The organism is Pseudomonas sp. NPDC078416 (genome assembly GCF_050268485.1).
In the GTDB taxonomy this organism is placed as follows: Bacteria; Pseudomonadota; Gammaproteobacteria; order Pseudomonadales; family Pseudomonadaceae; genus Aquipseudomonas.
On sequence record NZ_JBNNGV010000004.1, the window covers coordinates 64,172 to 89,323 of the forward strand.

The following is a 25,152-nucleotide window of genomic DNA, read 5'->3' on the forward strand; positions in this document are numbered from 1 at the left end:
GCGTGGGTAAAAGGCCATTCAGAACATAGAGTTGGCTCCACGTTTTAAAGGGGTTTGCGCCCTTAATTTTCAGAATTTCATTAGAGGCACGGGACTACATGGAAATCGGTCTGCGAGAGTGGCTGATCGTCATCGGCATTATTGTCATTGCCGGTATTCTGTTTGACGGCTGGCGCCGGATGCGCGGTGGCAAGGGCAAATTGAAATTCAGGCTGGACCGCAACTTATCCAACCTGCCGGACGACGACGAACCGACGTCCGCCGAAGTGTTGGGCCCGGCGCGCGTGCTGGACACCCATAAAGAACCGAAACTCGACGAGCACGACCTGCCGACGATGAGTGCAGCGCCCCGCGAGCGCGCCGAACGTGAACCGCGACGCGGCAAGCGCAAGGACGAGCCGCACCAGGGCGACCTCAACCTGAGCGCCGGCCCTGACCTGTTCAGTGCCCGCGACGATGATTTCCCGGACGACAAGCCGAACCAGCGCATCACCGAAGACAAGGACCTGCCACCGGTTGAAGAAGTGCTGGTGATCAGCGTGATCTCCCGGGACGAAAGCGGCTTCAAGGGCCCGGCGCTGCTGCAGAACATTCTGGAAAGCGGTCTGCGCTTCGGCGAAATGGACATTTTCCATCGTCACGAAAGCATGGCCGGCAACGGCGAAGTGCTGTTCTCGATGGCCAATGCGGTCAAGCCGGGCGTGTTCGATCTGGACGATATCGACCACTTCAGCACCCGCGCCGTGAGTTTTTTCCTGGGTCTGCCAGGGCCGCGTCATCCGAAGCAGGCGTTTGATGTCATGGTCGCCGCCGCTCGCAAGCTGGCCCACGAGCTGAACGGTGAATTGAAAGACGATCAGCGCAGCGTCATGACCGCGCAGACCATCGAGCATTACCGTCAGCGCATCGTCGAGTTCGAACGCCGCGCCCTGACCCAGCGTCGTTGATTGGCTGCACGTTTATTGGACGATGCAATTCTGTAGGAGCGTGGCTTGTCCCGCGATCTGGCGCGAAGCGGCAGTAGATCTGACGGATGAGGTATTTCAGCTACACCGCGTTGGATGAGCTGCGACTGCTGCGCAGCCGATCGCGGGACAAGCCACGCTTCCACAGGTTATGCACGTACCACGATTGAGCAGCTTCGGCTGCTCTTTTGCATTTCGAGACCACACCTATGAAAGCCGCCGAAACCCGCATCCTTGAACTGCGCGCTGAGCTGGATCAGCACAACTACCGCTATCACGTCCTCGACGAGCCGAGCATCCCGGACGTTGAGTACGATCGCCTGTTCCACGAACTGAAGGCGCTGGAGGCGGAGAACCCTCATCTTGTGACCCCGGACTCGCCGACCCAGCGGGTGGGCAGTGCGGCGCTGTCGGCGTTCACCCAGGTGCGCCACGAAATCCCCATGCTGAGCCTGGGCAACGCCTTCGAAGAAACCGACATGCTCGAGTTCGATCGTCGGGTCAACGAAGGGCTGGACCTGCCCGCTGCGTCGAAGAAGGTGGAATACAGCTGCGAGCCGAAACTCGATGGCCTGGCGGTGAGCCTGCTGTACCAGAACGGCGCGCTGGTGCGTGGTGCCACCCGCGGCGATGGCACCACCGGCGAAGACATCAGCGTCAACGTGCGCACCGTGCGCAATATTCCGCTGAAGCTGCACGGCAAAGGCTGGCCGGACACCCTTGAAGTGCGCGGCGAAGTGTTCATGTCCAAGGCCGGCTTCGAGCGTCTGAACGCCAGTCAGCTTGAAGTGGGTGGCAAGACCTTTGCCAACCCGCGCAACGCGGCGGCGGGCAGCCTCCGCCAACTGGATTCGAAAATCACTGCCAACCGCCCGCTGGAATTCTGCTGTTATGGCATCGGCCAGGTGTCCCACGACATCGCCGACACCCACACCGGCAACCTGCAGCAGCTGAAAGCGTGGGGCATGCCGATCAGCCGTGAGATGAAAATCGCCCACGGCATCGAAGAGTGCCTGAAGTACTACCACGACATCGGCGAGAAACGTCTGTCGTTGCCGTACGAAATCGACGGCGTGGTGTTCAAGGTGAACAGCATTACGTCCCAGCGCGAACTGGGTTTCCGCGCCCGCGAACCGCGCTGGGCCATTGCCCACAAATTCCCGGCCATGGAAGAACTCACCGAGCTGCTCGACGTGGAATTCCAGGTCGGCCGCACCGGCGCCGTCACGCCGGTGGCCCGTTTGAAACCGGTGAAAGTCGCCGGTGTGACCGTCGCCAACGCGACGCTGCACAACATGGACGAAGTGGCGCGTCTGGGCCTGATGATCGGCGACACGGTGATCATCCGCCGCGCCGGCGATGTGATTCCCCAGGTGGTGCAGGTCGTCCAGGAGCGCCGCCCGACAGACGCGCGCGCCGTCGAGATCCCGCAGACCTGCCCGGTGTGTGGCTCCCAGGTCGAGCGCACGCAACTGATCAAGCGCAGCAAGGGCAAGGAAACCATCAGCGAAGGCGCGGTGTATCGCTGCGTCGGCCGTCTGGCGTGCGGCGCGCAGCTCAAACAGGCGATCATCCATTACGTCTCGCGCCGGGCGATGGACATCGAGGGGCTGGGCGACAAGACCATCGAGCAACTGGTGGACGAGAAGCTCATCGGTTCGCCCGCCGATCTGTACAAACTGACGTACGAGCAGATCATCGATCTGGAGGGTTTCGCCGACATCTCCAGCAAGAAGCTGCTCAAGGCCATCGACGACAGCAAGCAGCCGACGCTGGCGCGCTTCATCTACGCGCTGGGCATTCCGGACGTGGGCGAGGAGACGGCCAAGGTGTTGGCGCGTTCGTTGGGTTCGCTGGATCGGGTGATTGTCGCGCTGCCGGAGGTGCTGACGTATCTGCCGGACGTGGGTCTGGAAGTCGCCCATGAGATTCACAGTTTCTTCGAAGACGACCACAACCAGAACGTGATCGGCGCCTTGCTCGGCGAATGCCAGCTGCAGCTGCAGGATACGGGCGATCTCGGCGCGGAGTTCGCAGCCAGCGCGACGTTGGGCGGGATGCTGGACAAGTTGAACATTCCGTCGGTAGGGCCGGGCGCGGCGCAGAAGCTGGCGGACAAGTTCGGCACCCTTGAGGCGGTCGTCAAGGCGGACTGGCTGGATATGCGGCAGACCCTGCCGGAGAAGCAGGCGCAGGCGGTGAGGGCGTTTTTCGATGTCCCGGAGCATGCGCAGCGGGCGTTGGCGATCGAGCAGCAGCTGAAGGATTTCGGCATGCACTGGCAGAGCGAGAAGAAGGTGGTCGAGGGTTTGCCGCTGGCAGGGCAGACGTGGGTCCTGACCGGTTCGCTGGAGTTGATGAGCCGGGATGTGGCGAAGGAGAAGCTGGAGGGGCTGGGGGCGAAGGTGTCCGGCTCGGTCTCGGCGAAGACCCACACGGTGGTGGCGGGGCCGGGGGCTGGGTCGAAGTTGACCAAGGCCAATGAGCTGGGCTTGAAGGTGCTGGACGAAGAGGCGTTTGTAGCGTTTCTGAAGCAACATGCTGTTGACCTCAGCTAGATCAAGATCAAAGGCGTCGGCCTAACGGCCTCGGTTTCGCCTTCGGCGAGTTACTTGGAAAAGCACCCCAAGTAACCAAGGGTGCTTGCTCCTGGTTGGGCCCTTCGTTCCTCAGGGTTCCTTCACTCCGGTCTCGCTCCGTGGGCCCGCCGCCATCCGCCATCCATGGCGGGGGGCGGCTCTCGCCGCATCCATGCGGCTCGGCCCACTCCACGAGACCTCCGTTCAGCCTGCACCCAAGTCGCGTTTTGTGGTGACTGGACTTTCTGTGTACGAAGATCAAAAGCAGATTAAAAGCAGATCAAGGGCTTCCCGGCTAAAGCCGGTCCTACGGTCGAGGTCTGCCGCGACTCTCACGGAATGCACGCGCTGCCGTTAGTGGGACCGGCTTTAGCCGGGAAGGGGCCGGTTCAGTCACCATCAATTTCGCAGTTCACCAGTTGATCGTACCCACGCTCCGCGTGGGCACGCATCCCCAAGACGCTCCGCGTCATCCAGGGACGCGGAGCGTCCAAGGCGGCGTTACCACGCAGAGCGTGGGAACGATCAGCGATCAGCTGAAACAACGCGCACTCCGTAGGACCGGCTTCAGCCGGGGAGCCCTTGATCTGCTTGTGATCTGCTCTTGATCTTCATACGCAAAAAGCCCAGACACCGCCAATCGCGACTTGGGTGCAGGCCGAACGCAGACGACGTGGAGTGGGCCGAGCGGCATGGATGCCGCGAGAGCGCCGCCAGGACATGGATGTCCGTTCGGCGCGGGCCCACGGAGCGTCGTCGAAGTGAGGGAACCCTGACGAAGGAAGGGCCAAACCAGGAGCAGGCACTTTTGCTTACTTTTGGTGCTTTTCAAAAGTAAGTCGCCGAAGGCGAAATGTCCCGCCGTTAGGCGGGAGGGAAGACTGCGCAAAAAACGGAACCCCCGTCACCCTTGACGATCTAGTGCTTGCAGCCCCATCAGGATATCGCCATGTTCCAGTTCTTCGAGCAACTCAGCACACGGATCGCGGCGCCGTTCGCCGGTGAGAACAAACGCAACAGCAAGGTCTGGCAATGCCATTGCGGCCAGTCGGTGTTTTTCCGCAACAGCCAGTGCCTGGCCTGCTCCGCAGCGTTGGGCTATCTCCCTGAGCAGAGCAAGATTGCCGCCCTGGAACCGGGTCCCGAGCCGCAGACCTGGCGTTTGAGCGACGAGCCCCAGGCCGGGCTCTACCGTCGTTGCGCCAACCTCGACACAGCGGCGGCCTGCAACTGGGTGTTCCCCGCGCTGAATGCCGGGGAATTCTGCATCGCCTGCAGCCTCAACAAGACCATCCCCGACCTGTCCGTGCCTGAGAATCCCGAGCGCTGGGGCAAAATCGAGACCGCCAAGCGTCGGCTGGTGGCGCAGTTGATCACCCTCGGCCTTCAGGTCATTCCCAAAAGCGTGGATGAAGAGCGCGGTCTCGCCTTCGAATTCCTCGGCGTCGATCTGGAAGGCAACCTGCCAACCACCGGACACGCCAGCGGTTTGATCACCCTCAACGTCGAAGAAGCGGACGACGCCATTCGTGAGAAGGTTCGCGTGCAGATGCACGAACCCTATCGCACGTTGCTCGGGCATTTCCGTCATGAGGTGGGCCACTACTACTGGGACCGCCTGATTGCCGACACCTACTGGCAGGATGGTTTCCGCAACCTGTTCGGCGACGACCGCGCCAGCTACGCCGACGCCCTGGACCATCACTACCAGAACGGCGCCCCGGCCGACTGGCAACAGAGTTTCGTCAGCGCCTACGCCACCATGCACCCATGGGAAGACTGGGCTGAAACCTGGGCGCATTACCTGCACATGATGGACGCGGTCGACACCGCCCTGAGCCTGGGCATGAGCGCCCGGGACATGGACCTCGACTACCAGCCGTTCCCTCTGGAAACCTTGTACGACCCTCAGCATCCGGGCGGTCCGGCGTTCCTCTCGTTCGTCAATGCGTGGATAGAACTGGCCGGCATGCTCAATGAGTTGTCCCGCGCCATGGGCCAGGCGGATTTCTATCCGTTCGTGCTGCCGCCAGCCGTCATCACCAAGCTGCATTTCATCCATTTGGTCATACAGGGTGCGGGTGGCAAGGCCGATGAGGTCCTGCAAGTGCAGTAATCCCTCCATGCGAATGGTGGCCTAAAGATATTGGTACGAAGCGGTGAAAGGACTTCGCCGCTTGTCTGCGACGCCTGCACGGGTGAAAAAGGGGTGCTATTTTCCCTATACATATCGTTTTGATACTACTGGCGAAGCGATCTGCGAAGCGGTCTAAAAGGGATTTCAGCTATGGCCACCAGTGCTCCATTGCCCAAGAACGAGCGTTCCCGGCTTTCGCGCATCACCCATATGGGGCTCATCGATGCGACGGCGGACGATGTACTCGATCACGTCATAACCATGGTGACCCATTATTTTGAGGTCCCCATTGCCCTCGTTTCCATCGTCAGTGAGCACCGCCAGTGGTTTCGGGCACGGGCAGGCCTTGAAGAGCGTGAGACGCCCCGCGAGATCGCCTTCTGCGCCTACACCATCCTCAGCCACGAGACGTTTCAGGTCCCTGATGCGATGCTCGACCCGCGCTTCAGCGACAATCCGCTGGTGACCGGCGAGCCGCACATTCGCTTCTACGCCGGCGTGCCGCTGGTGACCGCCGACGGCCTGGCCCTGGGCACGTTGTGCATCATCGACAGCGCGCCTCGGCCGCCACTCGGCCCGCGCGACCTGACCATGCTGGAGATGTATGGCCAGTTGGTGATGAAGCGCCTCAACAACCTGCGCCACGCCAGCTACGTCGACCAGCCCACCGGATTGTTCAACCGCCTGCGCCTGGAAGAAGACCTCGCCGCCCTGGCCGATCGGCGCAAATACGCGCTGGTTGCGCTGGACATGGTGGCGCCGGCGTTTCTCGACAGCATCGTCAAGGCCCTGGGTTACAGCTTCGCCCAGGAGTTGGTGCGCTGCATGATCGAAAACTGCCGCAGCCAGTTGCCTGCCGACACCGCGCTGTACAAAGTCAGCCCCACGCGCATCGCGCTGATCACCCGTCATGCCCGACCCGAGCAGGCCGAGAGGGTGTTCCGGCAGTTGCTGGAGCATTTCCGGCGGCCGCTGATCTGCCGCAACATCCCGATTCAGATGGACGTCGGCATCGGCGTGCTGCCGTTGGGCCTGGACCGCTGCGATGAGCATGACTGGATTCGGCTGGTGGTCAGCGCGGCAGACGAAGCCCGGGGTAAATCGACGGGCTGGCGCTGGTACGAGCCTCACCTGGACTTCGCCCAGCAACGCGCCTTTTTGCTGTTGGCGGCGCTGGCCGAAGCGGTGCGCAGCCCGAATCAGTTGTCGCTGGTGTATCAGCCGAGGCTGGAGGTGGCGTCCGGCCGCATCGTCACCGTCGAAGCGCTGCTGCGTTGGCAGCACCCGGTGCTGGGCCCGATCAGTCCGATGGAGTTTATTCCGCTGGCGGAGAAGACCGCGCTGATTCGTTCGCTCAGCCTATGGGTGCTGAAAAAGGCTGTTGCTCAGGCGGCGGTCTGGCAGGCGCAGGGCTATGCCTTCAAAGTGGCAATGAACGTGTCGGCAATCGATCTGGCCAACTCATCGTTCAGCGACGCGTTGTTCGAGCAATTGACTGTCAGCGGTCTCGACCCGAGTGGCTTCGAGCTTGAATTCACCGAAAGCGCCCTGTGCGATAACCCTGAAGTCACCCGGCTTCAGCTGGAGCGCCTGCGCGGATTGAACATCGACATCGCCATCGACGACTTCGGTACCGGCTACAGCAACTGGACTTACCTTCGGCAATTGCCCGCCACCACGGTCAAGCTCGACAAGTCGCTGGTGGAAAACATCGACAGCAATGACAAGGATCGCGGGCTGGTGGAAGCCATCGTCGATCTGGCGAAGCGCCTCGGCTACCGCGTCGTCGCGGAAGGCGCCGAAACCGAAGGCGTCTACGAAATTCTCTGCGAACTGGGCTGCCACGAGGTGCAAGGCTTCCTCGTCGCGCGACCCATGACCGTCACCGCGCTCGAACACTGGATGAACGTCGAGCGCCGCAGCAAGGTTCGGCAGTTGCGATCACTGGCCCATTGAGTCCTTACAGCGTGAGAAGCATCAACCGCTCAAAACTGGCGTGATCCGAATCGCTGCCCGGCAGATCCTGCCAACCGAGCGACAAGTACAACTGATAGGCCGGGTTGTTGCCGACCTCCACGGCGAGCATCAATTGCTCCGTGTCTGGCCATAACGCCCGCGTCAATTCCGGCAGCGCGCGCAGGCACTGCTTGCCCAGTCCCAGACCCTGAAACCGTTTATCAATCATCAGCGCGTGCAGCGTCGTGGTTGCGCGCGTGTGGCCACGTGCCCAATCCGGCAACAGCGACCTGCGCTTAAGTATGAAAAAGCCACGGGGGATGTCGTCGATCAACAGCACGAAGCCTTGCCGGTCGGCGACGGGGCGCGCGGTCAGCGTGTGCAGACCGCCATAGATGTCGCCAACGTGGCGGATCTGCTCGGGCAACAGCTCAATTTCCAGCAACTGGTGCTGTTGCGTGTGGGAGAGGGATTCATGGCGGGTGAGCGCGAAGTGCATCGGTGATTACCTGCGTCTTGCGCTCCGGCAGGGCGGGGCATGGACGAGTCAAGTGCTGGCGGACGGTGAAAATGCAGGCGCCATTGTGCCGCATCCCGAGGCTTGAAGGCTGCGTCGAGTACGCCGCAAGGGCTCGAATACGCTCAAAATCTTAATCTGAAACAAGAGGTTGTAACTTCGCGCGAGACCGGTACAATGGCGCGGCTCGCCACTGGCGAGCGTCGTTATGGTGACCCCATCGGTCCCCCCGCAACGATTACCCGTGAACCTGGTCAGAGCCGGAAGGCAGCAGCCACAGCGGGAACATTGTGTGCCGGGGTGTGGCTGGTGGGGTTGCCTCCATAACGAACTCTTCTCAAAGTCCCTCATCTCTGCAGGGATTTCGCTGCAAAAACTCGAAGCGCGACAGTGTTTAACCACTAATTCGCGGTAAAGTCTTTACTACATATGTTCGTGTTCTTGGCGGTCACTGAAGCCCATGCTGTGACTGTCTTACTTCGCAAGCCTATTGATGAAGACTCTTGCTGCTATGGCAGCCGTGCAATCTGCCTATTTCTTGAAGCGTGGTGTCCACGACTCAATCAAAGATTCCTCCTCTTCTTCGTCATCTGGTTCGGGGACGTTGATGTCATGTAGTACGGTTAGTGTTCTGCCATAGCGGCCGAGGCCAACTACATCCTCGCTGATTTCGATGCTTCGTCGTCCGCCAAACCAATCCTGAAGGTTGGACGTTGCCTCGATTCTTGCGGCGTGTAAAACATTTTCGGGCACTTGGTTGAAGTAAAAAGTAGCTGAGTTACGTGGGATTGCTGCACGCTTCCTTAGCCAATCTATTCCTTCAACGTTCTGAAGCGCAGCTGACATGAAGCAATGGTCAATAGTGCTGCCCTGACTGATGACGATGGCAACTGGTTCGCGGGTGCATTGGGTGTAGCGTATGCCAGTGGCATGCAGCGACGTCTTGCAAAGATCAGCGAGGTTTTCGATTGCCAAAAGTCCGGTCCCGGCTTTTTGAATAGCTGGATAAAACAGATGTCTGGGCATTAGAAAGCTTGCGGCAAAACGGTCTGCTTCCGCTTCATACCTGTTACCAGATGAAAACCCCGCTCGCGATTGGTGCGAGCCGCTATCACCCGTTATCACTGCATCTACGTGACCTGGAAGGAAATAATGCCCCAGCTCATGTCCCACGCTGAAGTTTTCAAAACCTTCGTTTTGAAGATTGGTAGCGTAAGCAATGGCGAAGTCGTTGCCAAAGCGCACCAACATTCCTGAGGCCCCTACACTGCCCATGGGCTTTGCTACGACCTCGATGCCTCGGTCGCGAGCAATTGCTTTAGGATCGATGGGCAGGCTAACGACCCCCATTCCTTTGATGATTTGTTCAGCCGCCATCGAAGCAGAGGCGTAGGGGTCGTTTTTGGACATTATTTATCTTTTTCCAAGGCGCGCTTTGCCAGCATCATGATCAGGTCGTCAGCCATCTTTCGATCGGAGCCATCAAGTGACTCATAGTGACGGTGCAGACGATCAGCACCAGCAAGTTCCTTGAAGTCCTCAACGCGGCCTAGGAGGTAGTCAGTGGTAACGTCAAGGCTATCTGCAAGGATGCGAAGGTTGTCGAAGGATGGTTTTCGAGTGCCAGTTTCAAAATGGGAAATTGCTGAAGGCTGCATGCCCGTTTTTTTTCCCAGCTCGGCTTGGTTTAGACCGCGATACTCGCGCGCGGTACGCAATCGCCTCGGGAATGCTTCGGAAGAGGATGAGGGGGTTGACTGCTGCATGACGGAACCGTATAGTTTGAGTTGACTGTTTCGTCATGGCCTGCGAGGCCTTTTATTTTGGCCAAAAGCATGACGAATTCGTCAAACTATAGATGACGATACTTGCGTATGCAAGAAGGAAGGTAACTGTTATGGCTGATGTACAAGTGACCTGTATCACCAAACCCAACGCACAGAGTACTCATGAGCACATCACCCACCTGGGCAACCCGGCCGGGAAATGGATGTGGACTCGCGAGCAGGTAATTCAAAGCATTGACAGTAAAACCAACACGTTTTATGTGGTTGACCCTGTTAACGGTAAGCGTGCAAACATCGGCGTAGTAAGGGCAGCAGGGAAGGCACCATACGTGCGTACCTATTCAGATGGGGACTGGAACAATAACTTGCTATCCCTCAACCAGTGCCCACTGAAATAATCGAGGACATATATATGAGCACGAACAAAAAACCAGGTGAAAGCACTGGAAGCAAGGGCGGGATTTATCAGGAGATAGGCCCACGTGGAGGCAGGCTACCGAACTACACAACTGTGCCTGACAACCGTCAGCTTCCACCTACGACAAAGCCTGGTCATGCATGGGCTCCGGTCAAAGTAACTCCCGATAGCAAGCGATAAATCATGTACCTTTTCTACGGGTGGCTTAGCCACCCATTTTTTCCCACCGCCGAATTTCCCGTCGATAGCGGTCTAGGTCTCAAGCTGGAGAAGAATTGTAGCGGTTTTGCCGGATTCTCTAACCCATGTACGAGGGAGCGAAATGAACGCTGTCGATTCAAAAATAAGCTTTGCGCACTTTAGGCTAACGTCTTGATTTCCCTTCGCTTACCTGAACCGCCCAGGAGCTTGAGGTCGCGGCAATGTTCAGCACGCAATCGCCACGTGTGCCCAGTCGAAACCCACCCCGTGAACGACTGGCCGTTAGCCAACGCTGAATCATAGAGTTAGCGCGTGCGAGGGTCTTGGCGGCAACCGCAGCCTAGAATGGAGTCACCCGCGGACCCTCCCAAGACGCCATTACGCGATCGGGCTGGATATCCTCCGTACGCCATCCCCCCCTCAGGAATAACAACAATGACAACCGCCACCCCATCACCCCTCCATCCAACACCCCCCGTCCAACTCGTACTCTTCGATCTGCTCACCGCTTTGCTGAATTCCTGGACCCTGTGGAACTCAGTCGCCGGATCCGAAGAGCTGGGCCGCACCTGGCGCATGGCCTATCTGAAGGCGACCTACGGCTGCGGCCGCTATCGCCCTTATGACACGCTGGTGGAGGAGGCGGCGATGGAAGTCGGCCTGGGCAAGCACGCGGCGGCGGAGCTTGAACGGCGCTTCGGGGAGTTGCAGCCCTGGCTGGAAGCCAGGGCGGTCCTCGAATCCCTCAAGCCCCATTACAAGCTCGGTGTCGTGACCAACTGTTCCGAGCGCCTGGGCCAGATCGCGGCGGATGTGTTGGGGATCCCGTTTGACGTGGTGATCACTTCGGAAAAAGCCGGTTTTTATAAGCCCGACCCCGCGCCTTATCGTCTGGCGCTGGACACCTTGGGCGTCGATGCGAGCCATGCCGTGTTTGTCGCAGGTTCGGCCTACGATCTGTTCGGCACGGCCAAGGTGGGACTGCCGACGATCTGGCACAACCGTATCGGCCTGTCAGCGCCCGAAGGCGCGCCGGCGCCTTTGATCATGCGGCCTACGCTGGAAACCCTGGCTGCGGATCTGGCGGAAATGACGTCCTCGAAGTAAGCCATCGGTCCCGACAGATTCAAATAAATCTGCCCTCCATTTGGATCAATACGATAGTCTTCGCACCATTGTCGATACGGACACCTGACTGGAACGCGATTGATGGCCCCTGATGACTATCTGGTAATGAGCAGCGCGGAGTGGGCGGGGCTGCGCGCCAGTACGCCATTGACGTTGTCCGAAGAAGATCTGGCCGCATTGCGAGGCGTGAACGAGGACATCTCGCTGGAGGATGTCGCCAACATCTACCTGCCGCTGTCACGCCTGATCAATCTGCACGTCAGCGCTGCGCGCAATCTGGACAGCATCAAGGACACCTTTTTGGGACGCCCTGCCAAACGCCAGACCTATGTGGTCGCGGTGGCAGGCAGCGTCGCGGTCGGCAAGAGCACCTTTGCACGGGTGCTGCAGGCGCTGATGGCGCGTTGGCCGGATCATCCCCGTGTCGATCTGATCACCACCGACGGTTTTCTGCACCCCAATGCCCGGCTCGTCGCCGACGGCATCATGCACCGCAAGGGCTTTCCGGAAAGCTACGATCGCAAGCGCATGGTCAAGTTTCTCTCGGACCTCAAGGCCGGTACGCCGGAAATCACCGCCCCGGTCTATTCCCACATCAGCTACGACATCGTCCCTGACCAGTTCTTCAAGGTCAGCCAGCCCGACATCCTGATTTTCGAAGGGCTGAACGTATTGCAGACCGAGGGCAATGACGGGCAGAAGCCGGGCAGCATCGTCTCTGACTTCTTCGATTTTTCAATCTATCTGGACGCCGAAGAGGGCGATATCGAGCGCTGGTACGTCGAGCGCTTTCTTATGTTGCAACGCACCGCGTTTCGCGCGCGAGGCGCCTACTTCCGTGAATTGGCCGACCTGCCGCCGGAGAAATCCCCTGATGCCGCGCGCAAGATCTGGCACGACATCAACCGGCCCAACCTGCTGGAAAACATCCTGCCGACCCGCGAGCGCGCCAGTCTGGTTGTGCGTAAGGCGTCGGATCATTCGGTGAAGGAACTGTGGCTACGCTGATGGGCAAATCAATCGCGGGCGTGTCGGCGTTATTCGCGCTGTGCGTCAGCACTGGCGCTCTGGCGGACGGCAACAAGTTGCTGCTCGAATGCCAGGACGGCATCAACAGCATGAGCGGCGGCGTGGCGCAGAACGGCGTTGGCGTCGGCCATTGCGTCGGGGTGCTGCAAGCGACGATGGACACGCTGGATCTGTTTCACGAAGCGGGCGGATTGCCCCGGCTGGTCTGCGTGCCCGAAGGCGGCATTCCGATGATTCAGTCGATGCGCATCATCGTGCAGTCCTTGCAGGCGCATCCCGAGAGTCTGCATCTGAATGAATCAGTGCTGGTGGTCGCGGCGCTGAAAAACGCGTTTCCCTGCCAGTAACCCTCACGTTTTACGCTAGCCTGTTGCTTGATCCAGACGTGATTATCCGGTTCGCCCTGTGCCGCCGCGCCCGCGACGGCCTTCAGCAAGGATGCCGACGATGCGTGTCAATGCGCTGATTGTGCTGTTACTTACGGGCCTCGTGGCCGCTACTTACGGCTTCGGTATCTACCTCTTCGCTCAACTGGTGCCGGACATGCGCGCCAGCCTGGGCTTCGACATCGCCTACGTGGGCACCATCACCGCAGCGGGGCAGGCGGGGTTTCTCGCCAGCGCGTTGTTGGCGGCATGGCTGACGCCTCGTGTTGGCGGAGGGTGGGTGATCTTCGGATCCGGCGTCGTATGCGCGTTGGCCTTGCTGCTCATGCCCCTGGCGCAAAACGTCGTGCTGATCGGTCTGCTGCTGACGATGCTCGCTGGCACGGCGGCGACTGTGTTTGTGCCCATGGTCGACGTCATCGCGCGCGCCGTGCCCTACAAATACCGGGGCATGGCCATGGGGTTGGTGTCGAGCGGCACCAGTTATGGCGTGTTCATCAACAGCCTGCTGGTACCGCTTTATGCGCCCCAGGGCGAGTGGCGCACGGTGTGGTGGATCGTCGGGGTGATCACCGTTGCGCTGGTCGTCGGCGTGTTTCTGGTGTTCAAACGTGCGCAGTTGTTTGTTCGCGAAGGCGAGGACGGCAATGATGGCGCGCCAGGTAAGGGCGTACTGCGTGAGGCCCTGCAGGGCTGGGTGTACGCCGTCTGGTCGATGAATTTTCTGATCGGCTTTTCGACCTTTCCGTTCCAGAACTACCTGTCGTCCTACTTGCGCACGGAGCTGCATTTTGGCGTCGAGTACACCGCTCAGATCTGGGCCAGCATCGGTTTCGTCGGCATGTTCAGCGGTCTGGCGCTTGGCGCGCTGTCGGACCGCATCGGCCTGCGTGCGGCCATGCTGCTGGTGTACGTCTGCGTGGCGACGGCAGCGTTGATTCTGGTCATCGCGCCGACCGGCTACTGGCCGCTGGTGGCAGGCGTCGTGTTCGCTGTGGCGTTCTACCCGATCTTCGGGCTGATCCCGGCATACGTGTCGAAAATGGCGTCCCGTGCTGCGCTGGCCGTGACCATCTTCGGCATCGCCAACATCATGCAGGGCGTCGGCGGCATGCTCGGCAATTATTGCGCCGGGCTGCTGGCGAGCGTGAGCGGTTCGTTCGTTGCCGTGTATGGGGTGATTGCGGGGGTCGCGGTTGTACTGGCTGTGTTGACCGTGTGCTTGCCGAACGAGCGCGGTAGCTCTGACATGAGTAGTGAGCACGCCACCAATCCGTAGGAGCCGGCTTGCTGGCGAAAGCAGTCTGGCTGGCGGCACCTGCGTGTCTGATCCACCGCATTCGCGGGCAAGCGCGCTCCTACAGGTTTTGGGTCTGACGCCACTTGCGTGCTTGACGTAAATCCACCGTAGTAGCCGGCTTGCTGGCGAAAGCAGTCTGGCTGGCGATACCTGCATGTCTGAACCACCGCATTCGCCAGCAAGCCGGCTCCTACAGGGTGTTGCGTACACTTATCGGAGATTTGTCAGCAACGACGGGGCCTCCGTGCTACACCGGAAACTGCAGCGCGTTGGTCAGATCACCCATCGGCGCCTGACCGCGTGCGGCCATGGCGTTGTCGCGCTCGGTCAACCCTTCCAGTTTCTCCAGACCATGCACCCGCGTGATCAGACGCAGGATCGAGGCGGTGTCGTACACCGTGTGGTCGACCGTGCCCTTGCGCGCGAAGGGCGAAATGACGATCGCCGGCACCCGCGTACCCGGCCCCCAGCGGTCGCCCTTCGGTGGAGCGACGTGGTCCCACCAGCCGCCGTTTTCATCGACCGTAATGACGATCACCATGTTTTTCCACTGCGGACTATTACGCAGCACTTTGATCGCGCGATCGATGTGTCGGTCGCCGGCGGCAACGTCGGCGTAACCGGCGTGCATGTTGAGGTTGCCCTGGGGTTTGTAGAAGGTCACGGCGGGCAGCTTACCGGCCTCCGCGTCGGCCAGGAATTTATTGGTGGAGGATTCGTCGCCCAGCCCGCCGTCGCGCAGGCGCTTCTTGCGCTCGGCCGGGTTGTCCGGGCCCTGCTGCTTGAAGTAGTTGAACGGCTGGTGGTGGTACTGGAAGTTCGGGATCTTCGGGATGCCGGTCGAATCCTTGTATTCGTCCAGCGTCACCTGCCAGGCGCCGGCGTACCACGCCCAGTCGACGTTCTTCTTCGACAGCTTGTCGCCGATGTGGTCGTGGGTCTGTGGCACCAGCACGTTGGCCAGTCCCGGCTGCGAATAGTCCGGTTTTTCCTTGTCACGCAGCCAGGTTGGCCAGTAGGGCGGGGCCATGGTGTTGACGCCGTAACCGTCCGGCGTCAGCGCGCTCGGGCCAAATTGCGGCGGGCCGGTCATGGCGCTGGCCGGTGATTTCTCCAGCGGTTTGAGCCGGTAGTCCAGCGGATCGCTGCTTTCCAGCACGGCGATTTGCGACTTGGCCGGGGAGTTCGCCGCGTCCGGGTAGAAGGGCGCTCGGGCCGAGATCAGGTATTGGTGGTTGAGGAACGATCCGCCGAAAGCGCCCTGGAAGAAGTTGTCGCAGAGCACGAACTCCTTGGCGACGTCCCACAAGCGCAGGGAGTATTGGGTCTGGGCGTAGTAGCCCATGGTCAGACCGCCGGAGTCTGCCCACGCCACGAAAGCGTCGTTCTTGCCGCCGTTGATCTGCATCTGGTTCTGATAGAACACGTGCCACAGGTCGCGGGTGACGATGCTCAGTGGCAGGTCTTCGCCGCTCGGGCCTTTGAGGGGGAAGGGCGCATTGGGCAGGTTTTCCTGGTACTGCACGCCTGTGGCGTAGGTCACGCCATCGACGCTTTGCGGGCCGATCTGGCAAACGCCACCCCAGCACTGCGGCAGGGTGTCGAGAACCTTGCCGTCGCGGTCGCGCTGGCGGTATTGATCGGCTTTGACGGCTGAAAGCGGTTGCTCGACGCCCGGGAAGTTGGCGAACAGGTTATTGAAGCTGCGGTTTTCGCCGTAGATGACCACGATGGTTTTCACGTTTTCCTGCAACGCCTTGTCCAGCGCCGGGCCGGTCAGCATTGTGTCTGTTGCAGGCTTGCCTTCAACGCGTGCTTCGGCTGCCCCCACCACACCACTGAGGGTTGCACCAGCGCCCAGGACCGCGACGCCGCCGAGGAAGCGTCGACGGCTGCCATCCACCGGTGTCTGGGGGGCCGAAGCCTGTGCGGGATCTTCCGGTTTTTTGCTCATGGCGGGCGCTCGCATGTGGAGTTGTTACAACATATGTCGCCGGAGCCTAGCGAGGGAATATGACGGGATTGCTACAGCGATGGCCACGCCTTCAGTCGGACCGGCTTTAGCCGCGAAGAGGCCAGTGCGTGCGCCATCAGTCGTGCGGTGTGCCACCTAATGCTTTCCCGGCTAAAGCCGGTCCCACCGAGTGCGCGCGGTCTACTTAGTGGGACCGGCTTTAGCCGGGAAGAGGCCAGTGTGTGCGCAATCAGTAGTGCGGTGTGTCACATGACGCCTTCCCGGCTAAAGCCAGTCCCACCGTAGGAAACGGCGCTGCCTCAATAGGGATCGTCCGGATTACCTGAATGCACCTGGTACCGCTCGACAATCCGCTCGATTTCCCCGGACATCTTCATCCTCAGCAGCGTGCGCATGATTCGCTGCGCCGGCACGCTCGGGTCGTTGCGGGCGACGCAGCCCACCGGTTGTTCATCGATGACCCAGACGGGCCTGAGCTTCTCGTCGGCCTTCTGCTCGCGGTTATACCAGTCCAGCGACCACTGAGTGTCCACAGCGTATCGGTAGCGTTGGGCGGAGAGCTTTTGCAGAACCTGTTCCTGGAGTCTGGCGTCTTCGCGGATCAGATCGCCGGTGGCGAACAGCGGGTCCAGCACCGGATAGGCATAGCCCAGCACGGTGCCAATGTGGTCGCCGAGAATCGCGCTCAACTGAAAGGGCGCGGTGTCGTAGGCGCTGCCGACCAGCACATTGCGCTGGGTCAGCAGCGGCAGGCTCCAGGTGTAGTCGCCCGACATGTCCGGCAACCAGGACTGCGCGGCGTAACAGCGCACATCGACTTCACCGCGCTCGGTCGCCGCCTGTATGCGCAGCCGTGGATACACGCGGTAGTGGGCGGTCTGGCCGATCTGTCGGGCCAGGCTTTCCATGATGTCGAAAAGAATGCCGGCCTCGGGCCCGTTGGGGCCAATCTGCATCAGCGGCATCGACCAACTGTCGGCCACGGCAAAGCGAAGCGGCGGGCCTTCTGCGGCAGCAGACGCGCTCAACAGCCCCAACGCACTCATCACCCACACTCGCATCCGGATCCCTCGAAGTAACAGCGTGACGCTCGGGCCTGCTGTCCCTTCGCGAAGTCCAGTTGCGGGACGTCTTGCGGAGTCAGGCCAGCCATAATAGCGATAAGCAGCGGACACCAGATGCAATTTTGCCCCTGCTCCGCTAGCATTGGCGGTCTTCCGCAACCCAGTCGCGACGGTTTTCAATGAGTTATCAGGTTCTTGCACGTAAATGGCGTCCGCGCTCGTTCCGCGAAATGGTCGGCCAGACCCATGTGCTCAAGGCCCTGATCAACGCGCTGGACAGCCAGCGCCTGCACCACGCCTATTTATTCACCGGCACGCGGGGGGTCGGCAAGACCACCATCGCGCGGATCATCGCCAAGTGCCTGAACTGTGAAACCGGTATCACTTCAACGCCATGCGGCGAATGCTCGGTGTGCCGCGAGATCGACGAAGGCCGCTTTGTCGACCTGATCGAGATCGACGCCGCCAGCCGCACCAAGGTCGAAGACACCCGCGAGCTGCTCGACAACGTGCAATACGCGCCCAGCCGCGGCCGCTTCAAGGTCTACCTGATCGACGAAGTGCACATGCTCTCCAGTCACTCGTTCAACGCCTTGCTCAAAACGCTTGAAGAGCCGCCGCCCTACGTCAAGTTCATCCTTGCGACCACCGATCCGCAAAAGCTGCCGGCGACCATTCTGTCCCGCTGCCTGCAGTTCTCCCTGAAAAACATGACGCCTGAGCGGGTGGTCGAGCACCTGACCCACGTCCTTGGCGTGGAAAACGTCCCGTTCGAAGACGACGCGCTGTGGCTGCTGGGTCGCGCGGCCGACGGTTCGATGCGTGACGCCATGAGCCTCACCGATCAGGCGATTGCCTTCGGCGAAGGCAAAGTGCTGGCGGCCGACGTGCGCGCCATGCTCGGCACGCTGGATCACGGCCAGGTGTTCGACGTGCTCGCGGCGTTGATCGAGGGCGATGCCCGGTCGTTGCTTGAAGCCGTGCGTCATCTGGCCGAGCAGGGTCCCGACTGGAGTGGCGTGCTGTCGGAGATTCTCAACGTACTGCACCGGATCGCCATCGCTCAGGCGCTCCCTGAAGGGGTGGACAACGGCCATGGCGATCGTGATCGCGTGCTGGCGCTGGCCCAGTCATTGCCCGCCGAAGACGTGCAGTTCTATTACCAGATGGGCCTGATCGGTCGCCGCGATCTGCCGCTGGCGCCGGACCCCCGTGGCGGTTTCGAGATGGTGCTGCTGCGCATGCTGGCGTTCCGGCCGGCAGACGCCGACAACGCGCCGACGCAGCCGTTAAAGCCAGTGGGGATCAACCCGGCCACGGTTGATTCCCAAACAGCGGTGGCAAGTTCAGCATCCGCAGCATCCCGACCACAGACCGCCCCGGCTCCTGTCATCGACACGCCGGCGCCTGTCGCAGTGCCTGAGCCTGCGGCGGCAAAAGCCGAGGAAGAGATCGATCTGCCGTGGAACGCGCCAAAAGTCGTGGCGCCAGCCACTCCCGCCGAGCCCGAGACCGAATCAGAGCCTGAACCCGAGGACAAGCCGTCCCCGGAGTCCGCGCCCGTCGACGAGATTCCCGAGCCGGTCCTCGACACCGTCGCCGAGCAGCCGGATCTGACGCCAATGCCGGCACCGGCCCCCGCGAGCCCTGTGCCGGACGCGCCCGAAGTCGCATCTTCAGAACAACTGCAAGCCGCCGCCGACGCCGTGACGCCTCAAATGATCGAGCACGTGCCCGACGCGACGCCTTACGTGCCAGCGCCGATGGAGCGCGACGACGAACCGCCGCCCGATGATGACTACATCGAGCCGGACATCGACATCGATCCGGCGTCGTTCGCTTATCTCGATGACCTGGCCCATGAAGCCGTCGAAGCGGTGGAGAAGGAGCCCGAGCTGCTTCCGGCGTCCAAGCCTGCCACCGGTCTTGCGGCAGACTGGCTTGAGCTGTTCCCGAAACTGCCGATCTCCGGCATGACCGGCAGCATCGCGGCCAACTGCACGCTGATTTCGGTGGAGGGCGACAATTGGCTGCTGCACCTTGATCCGGCCCACAGCGCACTGTTCAATTCGACGCAGCAGCGCCGCTTGAATGACGCGCTGAACCAATACCATGAACGCACCCTCAACCTGAGTATCGAACTGATCAAGCCCGAGCAGGAAACCCCGGCTCAGGCAGCAGCGCGTCGGCGTGCCGATCGGCAGAAGCAGGCCGAGGCGGCGATTCACGGCGATCCGTTCATCCAGCAGATGATGCAGCAGTTTGGTGCGTCGATCCGCGAGGATACGATTACGCCGGTGGATGCGCCGGCACAGGCGCCGGTCTAGGGGTTGATTCAGACCCGATGATTCCCGGGGGCGCTAAGCTGATGGGGCGCCCCGACTGTTCAACGACTTTCTATCCAATGACTTCCGAGGAGTAACTCCCATGATGAAAGGTGGCATGGCAGGCCTGATGAAGCAGGCTCAGCAGATGCAGGAAAAAATGGCCAAGATGCAGGAAGAACTGGCCAACGCTGAAGTGACCGGTCAATCCGGCGCAGGTCTGGTCAGCGTGGTCATGACCGGACGTCATGACGTCAAGCGCGTCAGTCTGGACGACAGCCTGATGCAGGAAGAGAAGGAAATTCTCGAAGACCTGATCGCTGCCGCGGTCAACGACGCTGTACGCAAGATCGAAGCGGCGAGCCAGGAAAAGACCGCCAGCATGACAGCCGGCATGCAGCTGCCGCCGGGCATGAAGCTGCCGTTCTGATCGGACGGCTGCTGCCACACCCGAATGCCAGGCCCTCGTGCCTGGCATTTTTGTTTGGGGACGGCGCCAGAGCCGCCCGGGATTACGCGCGTCATATGGAACGTTACATCCGACCGAACCCGTCTGGCTGCCCACGGTCTGCTTTCTATACCCTCGCAACCCTTCATCATGGAGCCCATCCCGATGACTCAAGAATTGATCCTCAACCAGCGTGTCGTCCTGGCGTCCCGTCCCCAGGGCGCACCGACCCCGGAAAACTTCCGACTCGAGCGCGAGGCGCTGCCTGACCTGCAAGACGGCCAGGTGCAATTGCGCACGCTCTATCTGTCCCTCGATCCCTACATGCGCGGTCGCATGAGCGACGCGCCGTCCTACGCAGCACCGGTGGAAATCGACGCGGTGATGGAAGGCGGCGCAGTCAGCGTGGTCGAGCAGTCGCGCAACCCCAAATTCAAGGAAGGCGATCTGGTGGTCGGTCAGACCGGCTGGCAGACCCACAGCATTTCCGACGGCAGCAACCTGCTGATGGCGCCGAAGGATCTGCCCAGCCCGTCGATGGCGGTGGGCGTGCTCGGCATGCCGGGCATCACCGGTTACATGGGTTTGATGGACATCGGCAAACCGAAAGCGGGCGAGACCCTGGTCGTCGCTGCGGCTTCCGGGGCGGTCGGCTCGGTGGTGGGTCAGGTGGCCAAGCTCAATGGCCTGCGGGTCGTGGGCGTTGCCGGTGGTGAAGACAAGTGCCGTTATGTGGTCGACGAACTGGGCTTTGACGCCTGCATCGATCACCGCAGCGACGACTTCGCCGAGCAGTTGAAAGCGGCCGTTCCGGACGGCATCGATATTTACTTCGAGCTGGTCGGCGGCAAGGTGCTGGAAGCGGTCATACCGCTGCTCAACGAACGTGCGCGAGTGCCGTTGTGCGGCTTGATCGCCCACTACAACGCGCAAAGCCAGCCGGAAGGGCCGAATCAACTGCCACTGTTGATGCGCACGCTGCTGACCAAGCGCGCGAAGATTCAAGGCTTCATCGTCTACGAAGAGTATTACCACCGCCTGGAAGAATTCATGCAGGCCATGATTCCGCTGGTGAAGGACGGCAAGGTCAAATTCCGCGAAGACGTGGTGGAAGGCCTGGAGAACGCGCCGGATGCGTTCATTGGCCTGCTCGACGGCAAGAACTTCGGCAAGCTGGTGGTCAAGGTCTCATGACCCTGATTTGACGGTAATCGGAGGCGCGGGTATAAACCGCGTCTCGTGTTTTTGTCGGACGTTTCTCCAATGAGCTTCAGCCCCCTGATTCGCCAGTTGATCGACTCCCTGCGCATCCTGCCTGGCGTCGGTCAGAAAACCGCCCAGCGCATGGCGTTGCAGTTGCTGGAGCGCGATCGCAGCGGTGGTTCGCGTCTGTCCCAGGCGCTGAGTCAGGCGATGGAAGGCGTCGGCCATTGCAAACAATGCCGCACCCTTACCGAGGAAGAACTCTGCCCGCAGTGCTCGGACGTACGGCGCGACGACACGCTGCTCTGCGTGGTCGAGGGACCGATGGATGTGTATGCGGTGGAGCAGACCGGTTACCGAGGGCGCTACTTCGTGCTCAAGGGCCATCTGTCGCCGTTGGACGGTCTGGGGCCTGAGGCCATCGGCATCCCGCAGTTGGTCGCGCGGATCGAAGAGCAGGGCTCGTTCACCGAAGTCATCCTCGCCACCAACCCGACGGTCGAAGGCGAAGCCACGGCGCACTACATCGCCCAGCTACTCACCAATAAAGGTCTGGTCACCTCGCGCATTGCCCACGGCGTGCCACTGGGTGGCGAGCTGGAACTGGTTGACGGCGGCACGCTCGCGCACTCGTTCGCAGGGCGCAAGCCGATTCAGTTGTAAACGCATCATCTGATCAACGCCAAAACTGTAGGAGCCGGCTTGCTGGCGAACGCGGTATGTCATCGGAAGATTTTATGTTGATCAATCCGACGCCTTCGCGGGCAAGCGCGCTCCTACACCGTCATACACCGCCCATCAATGTTCAACGGGACTGATGGCGGCTATCGGGGCAGGCTTTACTTATCCGTCAATGCAAACTCGGTCAGGCAGAACGTCGGGATTTCCATGTCGCGCAGGCGTTGTGAACCGCCCAGCTCCGGCAAATCGATGATCGCAGCGGCTTCATGGACCTTGGCGCCCATGCGGCGGATCAGGTTGGCGGCGGCGACCAGGGTGCCGCCGGTGGCGATCAGGTCATCGAACATCACCACCGAATCCCCGTCGCACAGGCTGTCGGCGTGAACTTCCAGCAGCGCTTCCCCGTACTCGGTCTGATAGGCCTCTGCCAGCACGTCGGCCGGCAATTTTCCCTGCTTGCGAAACAGCACCAGAGGCTTGTTCAGTTCGTAGGCGACGATCGAGCCAATCAGAAACCCGCGCGCGTCCATGGCGCCGACGTGGGTGAACTCGGCATCGATGTAACGCTGGATGAAACTGTCGATGACAAGGCGCAGGGCCTTGGGTGACTGAAACAGCGGAGTGATATCACGGAAAATCACGCCGGGCTTGGGGAAGTCCACCACAGGGCGGATGAGGGATTTGATGCTGACTTCGTCGAAAATCATAAGGATCTCGGGCAGGACATGACACAAAAGACGCCAGTCTAAGCCCGCCCGGATCATCATGCATCAGCTTTCCAGCGATCCCCCGGCCAGCGCGCAGAGCTGAATCGGGTCGAGGATGTGGATTTCCTTGCCCTCGGCGGCGATCAACTCGTTCTGCTGAAAGCGCGTGAACACCCGGGACACGGTTTCCACCGCCAGGCCCAGGTAGTTGCCGATCTCGTTGCGCGACATGCTCAGGCGGAACTGGTTGGCGGAGAACCCCCGGGCGCGGAAGCGGGCGGAGAGATTGACCAGAAAGGTGGCGATGCGCTCGTCGGCGGTTTTCTTCGAGAGCAGCAGCATCATCTGTTGGTCATCGCGGATTTCCCGGCTCATCACCCGCATCAACTGGCGACGCAATTGCGGCAGTTGCACCGACAACTCGTCCAGCCGGTCGAAGGGGATTTCGCACACCGAGGTAGTTTCAAGCGCCTGCGCCGTAACGGGATACGCCTCGGCGTCCATCCCGGACAGCCCGACCAGTTCACTGGGCAGATGAAAGCCGGTGAGTTGCTCTTCGCCGCTGTCGCTGAGGCTGAAGGTTTTCAGCGCGCCGGAGCGTACGGCGTAGACGGAAGCGAAGGTGTCGCCCTGGCGAAACAGGACATCGCCTTTCTTCAACGGGCGGCCGCGTTTGACGATTTCGTCCAGTGCATCCATGTCTTCCATGTTCAATGAAAGCGGAAGGCACAACGGGGCCAGGCTGCAATCCTTGCAGTGAGCCTGGGTGTGAGCGCGCAGTTTGACTGGCTCAGACATCGGGTAATTCCTTTTGCAGAAACACACATAAGTCGTAAGGGTAACCCACGGGTCAACAGCCCGACTACCACGCGCCTTCCATGGCCAGAAATGATTCCTCCGCATCAGGCGTAACGTTCCTACATTACCTGGGCCTATATCACCCGGGCTTATATCACCTGGGAATAGCGCTGACGGTTATCTGCGCCCAGATAGGCGTCGAACACCTTGCAGATCGAGCGCACCAGCAGTCGTCCCGTCGGGGTGACGGTGATGCCTGTCGGGCCCAGATGAATCAGGCCGTCCATAGCTATGGTCAGCAATTGCGGCCACTGCTCGCGGAAGTATTCCCGAAAGTGGATGGAAAATTCGTTCTCGACGGGGGCGAAATCAAGGCGGCAATGGCAGATCAGCTGGCTGATGATGGTGCGCCGCAACTGATCGTCTTTGTTGCAACGCAAGCCGCGCTTGGTCGCCAGTTGGTCGCTGGCCAGCAGGGTCTGGTACCCGGTGAGATCACTGGTGTTCTGCGCATACAGCTCGCCGATCTGGCTGATGGCCGAGACGCCGAGGCCGATGAGGTCGCAGTGGCCATGGGGGGTGTAGCCCTGGAAATTGCGCCGTAACGTGCCTTCTTCCTGAGCGATGGCCAGGTCATCATCGGGCAGGGCAAAGTGGTCCATGCCGATGTAGCGATAGCCCGCGCCGGTCAGTTGCTCGATGGTGCGCTGGAGCATGTCCAGCTTCTGTTCCGGGCTGGGCAACTGCGCCGTGTCGATCCGCCGCTGAGGTGGGAAGCGCTCGGGCAGGTGGGCGTAGTTGAACACCGAAAGCCGGTCGGGCTGCAGGGCGATTACGTGCTCGACCGTGCGGGCGAAACCCTCTGGCGTCTGCAGCGGCAGGCCATAGATGAGGTCGATGTTCACCGAGCGAAATTGCAGGGTGCGTGCGGCTTCGACGATGGCGCGGGTCTCTTCCAGGCTCTGCAAACGGTTGATCGCGCGCTGCACCAGCGGATCGAGGTCCTGCACGCCGAGACTGACGCGGTTGAAGCCCAGCTCGCGCAACAGGCCCATGGTTGACCAGTCTGCCTCGCGCGGGTCGATCTCGATGCCGTAGTCGCCGGAGTGGTCATCCAGCAGGGTGAAGTGCTGGCGCAAATGCGCCATGAGCTGCCGCAGTTCGAGGTGACTGAGAAAGGTCGGGGTGCCGCCGCCGAAGTGCAATTGCTCGACCACCTGACGATCATCGACGTGGGCGGCAATCAGGCTGATCTCGCGCTCCAGGCGTTGCAGATAGGCCTGGGCGCGACCGCGGTCCTTGGTGATGACTTTGTTGCAGGCGCAGTAGTAGCAAATGTTGGCGCAGAACGGGATGTGCACGTAAAGCGATAATTGCCGCGACGCCTTGCGACTGTCACGCAGCGCCTGCAGCAGGTCGAAGGCGCCAACCTGCGTATGAAATTGCACGGCGGTGGGGTAGGACGTGTAACGCGGCCCTGTCAGATCGTAGCGGCGGATGAGTTCAGAATCCCAACGAAGGTCGTCGAGCATGGGGGTGTTCCCGAGAA

The 25,152-nt window shown here is 60.9% G+C and carries 21 protein-coding genes and 1 other RNA gene; 14 read left to right on the top strand and 8 right to left on the bottom strand.

The genetic code is table 11. The annotated features are described in order from the left end of the window. Nucleotides 1–98: 98 nt before the first annotated feature. The 4 genes from zipA (at nucleotide 99) to ACQKEN_RS07070 (ending at nucleotide 7,637) form a co-directional block, all read left to right on the top strand. A complete protein-coding gene (gene zipA, locus ACQKEN_RS07055; protein ID WP_065988711.1) occupies nucleotides 99–947 on the top strand; it encodes a cell division protein ZipA in 849 nt (282 codons plus the stop codon). A 227-nt stretch (nucleotides 948–1,174) separates the two neighbouring features. After that, nucleotides 1,175–3,523, top strand: coding sequence for an NAD-dependent DNA ligase LigA (gene ligA / locus ACQKEN_RS07060; protein ID WP_427684676.1), 2,349 nt, complete (start codon nucleotides 1,175–1,177; stop codon nucleotides 3,521–3,523). 970 nt (nucleotides 3,524–4,493) lie between these two features. After that, nucleotides 4,494–5,660: a zinc-binding metallopeptidase family protein gene (locus ACQKEN_RS07065; RefSeq protein ID WP_427684678.1), complete on the top strand. Its 1,167-nt coding sequence runs from the start codon at nucleotides 4,494–4,496 to the stop codon at nucleotides 5,658–5,660. A gap of 171 nt (nucleotides 5,661–5,831) precedes the next feature. Continuing rightward, nucleotides 5,832–7,637 (top strand): putative bifunctional diguanylate cyclase/phosphodiesterase, encoded by a 1,806-nt coding sequence (locus tag ACQKEN_RS07070; protein WP_427684680.1) that lies wholly within the window; start codon nucleotides 5,832–5,834, stop codon nucleotides 7,635–7,637. 4 nt (nucleotides 7,638–7,641) lie between these two features. On the opposite strand, the gene ACQKEN_RS07075 is transcribed toward ACQKEN_RS07070, so the two are convergent. After that, complete coding sequence (locus tag ACQKEN_RS07075; protein WP_427684682.1) at nucleotides 7,642–8,136, bottom strand: GNAT family N-acetyltransferase; 495 nt, start codon at nucleotides 8,134–8,136, stop codon at nucleotides 7,642–7,644. A gap of 236 nt (nucleotides 8,137–8,372) precedes the next feature. Here ACQKEN_RS07075 and ffs point away from each other — a divergent pair. Then, nucleotides 8,373–8,469, top strand: an RNA gene (gene ffs / locus ACQKEN_RS07080) — signal recognition particle sRNA small type. A gap of 216 nt (nucleotides 8,470–8,685) precedes the next feature. Here ffs and ACQKEN_RS07085 read toward each other — a convergent pair. Both ACQKEN_RS07085 and ACQKEN_RS07090 read right to left on the bottom strand, forming a co-directional pair. Beyond that, nucleotides 8,686–9,564, bottom strand: a complete 879-nt coding sequence (locus tag ACQKEN_RS07085) for an ImmA/IrrE family metallo-endopeptidase (protein ID WP_427684683.1) — start codon at nucleotides 9,562–9,564, stop codon at nucleotides 8,686–8,688. After that, complete coding sequence (locus tag ACQKEN_RS07090) at nucleotides 9,564–9,920, bottom strand: helix-turn-helix domain-containing protein (protein WP_427684685.1); 357 nt, start codon at nucleotides 9,918–9,920, stop codon at nucleotides 9,564–9,566. The genes ACQKEN_RS07085 and ACQKEN_RS07090 overlap by 1 nt, the downstream gene beginning before the upstream one ends. A gap of 131 nt (nucleotides 9,921–10,051) precedes the next feature. Here ACQKEN_RS07090 and ACQKEN_RS07095 point away from each other — a divergent pair, with 131 nt between their 5' ends. The 5 genes from ACQKEN_RS07095 to ACQKEN_RS07115 all read left to right on the top strand — a co-directional run bounded on the left by ACQKEN_RS07095 (nucleotide 10,052) and on the right by ACQKEN_RS07115 (nucleotide 14,382). After that, nucleotides 10,052–10,339 (top strand): DUF3892 domain-containing protein, encoded by a 288-nt coding sequence (locus ACQKEN_RS07095; RefSeq protein ID WP_427684686.1) that lies wholly within the window; start codon nucleotides 10,052–10,054, stop codon nucleotides 10,337–10,339. A 656-nt stretch (nucleotides 10,340–10,995) separates the two neighbouring features. Beyond that, entirely contained in the window at nucleotides 10,996–11,667 is a 672-nt protein-coding gene (locus ACQKEN_RS07100) for an HAD family hydrolase (RefSeq protein ID WP_427684688.1), read from the top strand. 102 nt (nucleotides 11,668–11,769) lie between these two features. Beyond that, nucleotides 11,770–12,696 (top strand): type I pantothenate kinase, encoded by a 927-nt coding sequence (gene coaA, locus ACQKEN_RS07105; protein WP_074889248.1) that lies wholly within the window; start codon nucleotides 11,770–11,772, stop codon nucleotides 12,694–12,696. Then, entirely contained in the window at nucleotides 12,696–13,064 is a 369-nt protein-coding gene (locus ACQKEN_RS07110; protein ID WP_427684690.1) for a Rap1a/Tai family immunity protein, read from the top strand. Before coaA ends, ACQKEN_RS07110 begins: the two co-directional genes overlap by 1 nt. A gap of 100 nt (nucleotides 13,065–13,164) precedes the next feature. Further along, nucleotides 13,165–14,382 carry an MFS transporter gene (locus ACQKEN_RS07115; RefSeq protein ID WP_427684692.1) on the top strand — a complete coding sequence of 406 codons (1,218 nt, stop codon included), beginning with the start codon at nucleotides 13,165–13,167 and terminating at the stop codon, nucleotides 14,380–14,382. A 268-nt stretch (nucleotides 14,383–14,650) separates the two neighbouring features. Here ACQKEN_RS07115 and acpA read toward each other — a convergent pair whose 3' ends face one another. Beyond that, nucleotides 14,651–16,357 carry an acid phosphatase gene (gene acpA, locus ACQKEN_RS07120; RefSeq protein ID WP_427684694.1) on the bottom strand — a complete coding sequence of 569 codons (1,707 nt, stop codon included), beginning with the start codon at nucleotides 16,355–16,357 and terminating at the stop codon, nucleotides 14,651–14,653. Nucleotides 16,358–16,677: 320 nt separating this feature from the next. After that, nucleotides 16,678–17,439: a substrate-binding periplasmic protein gene (locus ACQKEN_RS07125; RefSeq protein ID WP_427684695.1), complete on the bottom strand. Its 762-nt coding sequence runs from the start codon at nucleotides 17,437–17,439 to the stop codon at nucleotides 16,678–16,680. A gap of 182 nt (nucleotides 17,440–17,621) precedes the next feature. On the opposite strand from ACQKEN_RS07125, the gene dnaX reads away from it, so the two are divergent. From dnaX to recR, 4 genes are all read left to right on the top strand, one after another. After that, nucleotides 17,622–19,769, top strand: a complete 2,148-nt coding sequence (gene dnaX, locus ACQKEN_RS07130; protein ID WP_427684697.1) for a DNA polymerase III subunit gamma/tau — start codon at nucleotides 17,622–17,624, stop codon at nucleotides 19,767–19,769. A 100-nt stretch (nucleotides 19,770–19,869) separates the two neighbouring features. Continuing rightward, entirely contained in the window at nucleotides 19,870–20,196 is a 327-nt protein-coding gene (locus ACQKEN_RS07135) for a YbaB/EbfC family nucleoid-associated protein (RefSeq protein WP_037011416.1), read from the top strand. Nucleotides 20,197–20,379: 183 nt separating this feature from the next. Then, complete coding sequence (locus ACQKEN_RS07140) at nucleotides 20,380–21,408, top strand: NADP-dependent oxidoreductase (RefSeq protein ID WP_427684700.1); 1,029 nt, start codon at nucleotides 20,380–20,382, stop codon at nucleotides 21,406–21,408. Nucleotides 21,409–21,477: 69 nt separating this feature from the next. Further along, the gene (gene recR / locus ACQKEN_RS07145; protein WP_065988697.1) at nucleotides 21,478–22,080 is read left to right on the top strand and encodes a recombination mediator RecR; all 603 of its coding nucleotides are present in this window, start codon (nucleotides 21,478–21,480) and stop codon (nucleotides 22,078–22,080) included. 176 nt (nucleotides 22,081–22,256) lie between these two features. On the opposite strand, the gene ACQKEN_RS07150 is transcribed toward recR, so the two are convergent. From ACQKEN_RS07150 to hemN, 3 genes are all read right to left on the bottom strand, one after another. Continuing rightward, nucleotides 22,257–22,805, bottom strand: a complete 549-nt coding sequence (locus ACQKEN_RS07150; protein WP_427684701.1) for an adenine phosphoribosyltransferase — start codon at nucleotides 22,803–22,805, stop codon at nucleotides 22,257–22,259. A 63-nt stretch (nucleotides 22,806–22,868) separates the two neighbouring features. Next, nucleotides 22,869–23,603: a fumarate/nitrate reduction transcriptional regulator Fnr gene (gene fnr / locus ACQKEN_RS07155; protein WP_427684703.1), complete on the bottom strand. Its 735-nt coding sequence runs from the start codon at nucleotides 23,601–23,603 to the stop codon at nucleotides 22,869–22,871. Nucleotides 23,604–23,752: 149 nt separating this feature from the next. Beyond that, nucleotides 23,753–25,135, bottom strand: coding sequence for an oxygen-independent coproporphyrinogen III oxidase (hemN, locus tag ACQKEN_RS07160; RefSeq protein ID WP_427684705.1), 1,383 nt, complete (start codon nucleotides 25,133–25,135; stop codon nucleotides 23,753–23,755). Nucleotides 25,136–25,152 lie beyond the last annotated feature (17 nt).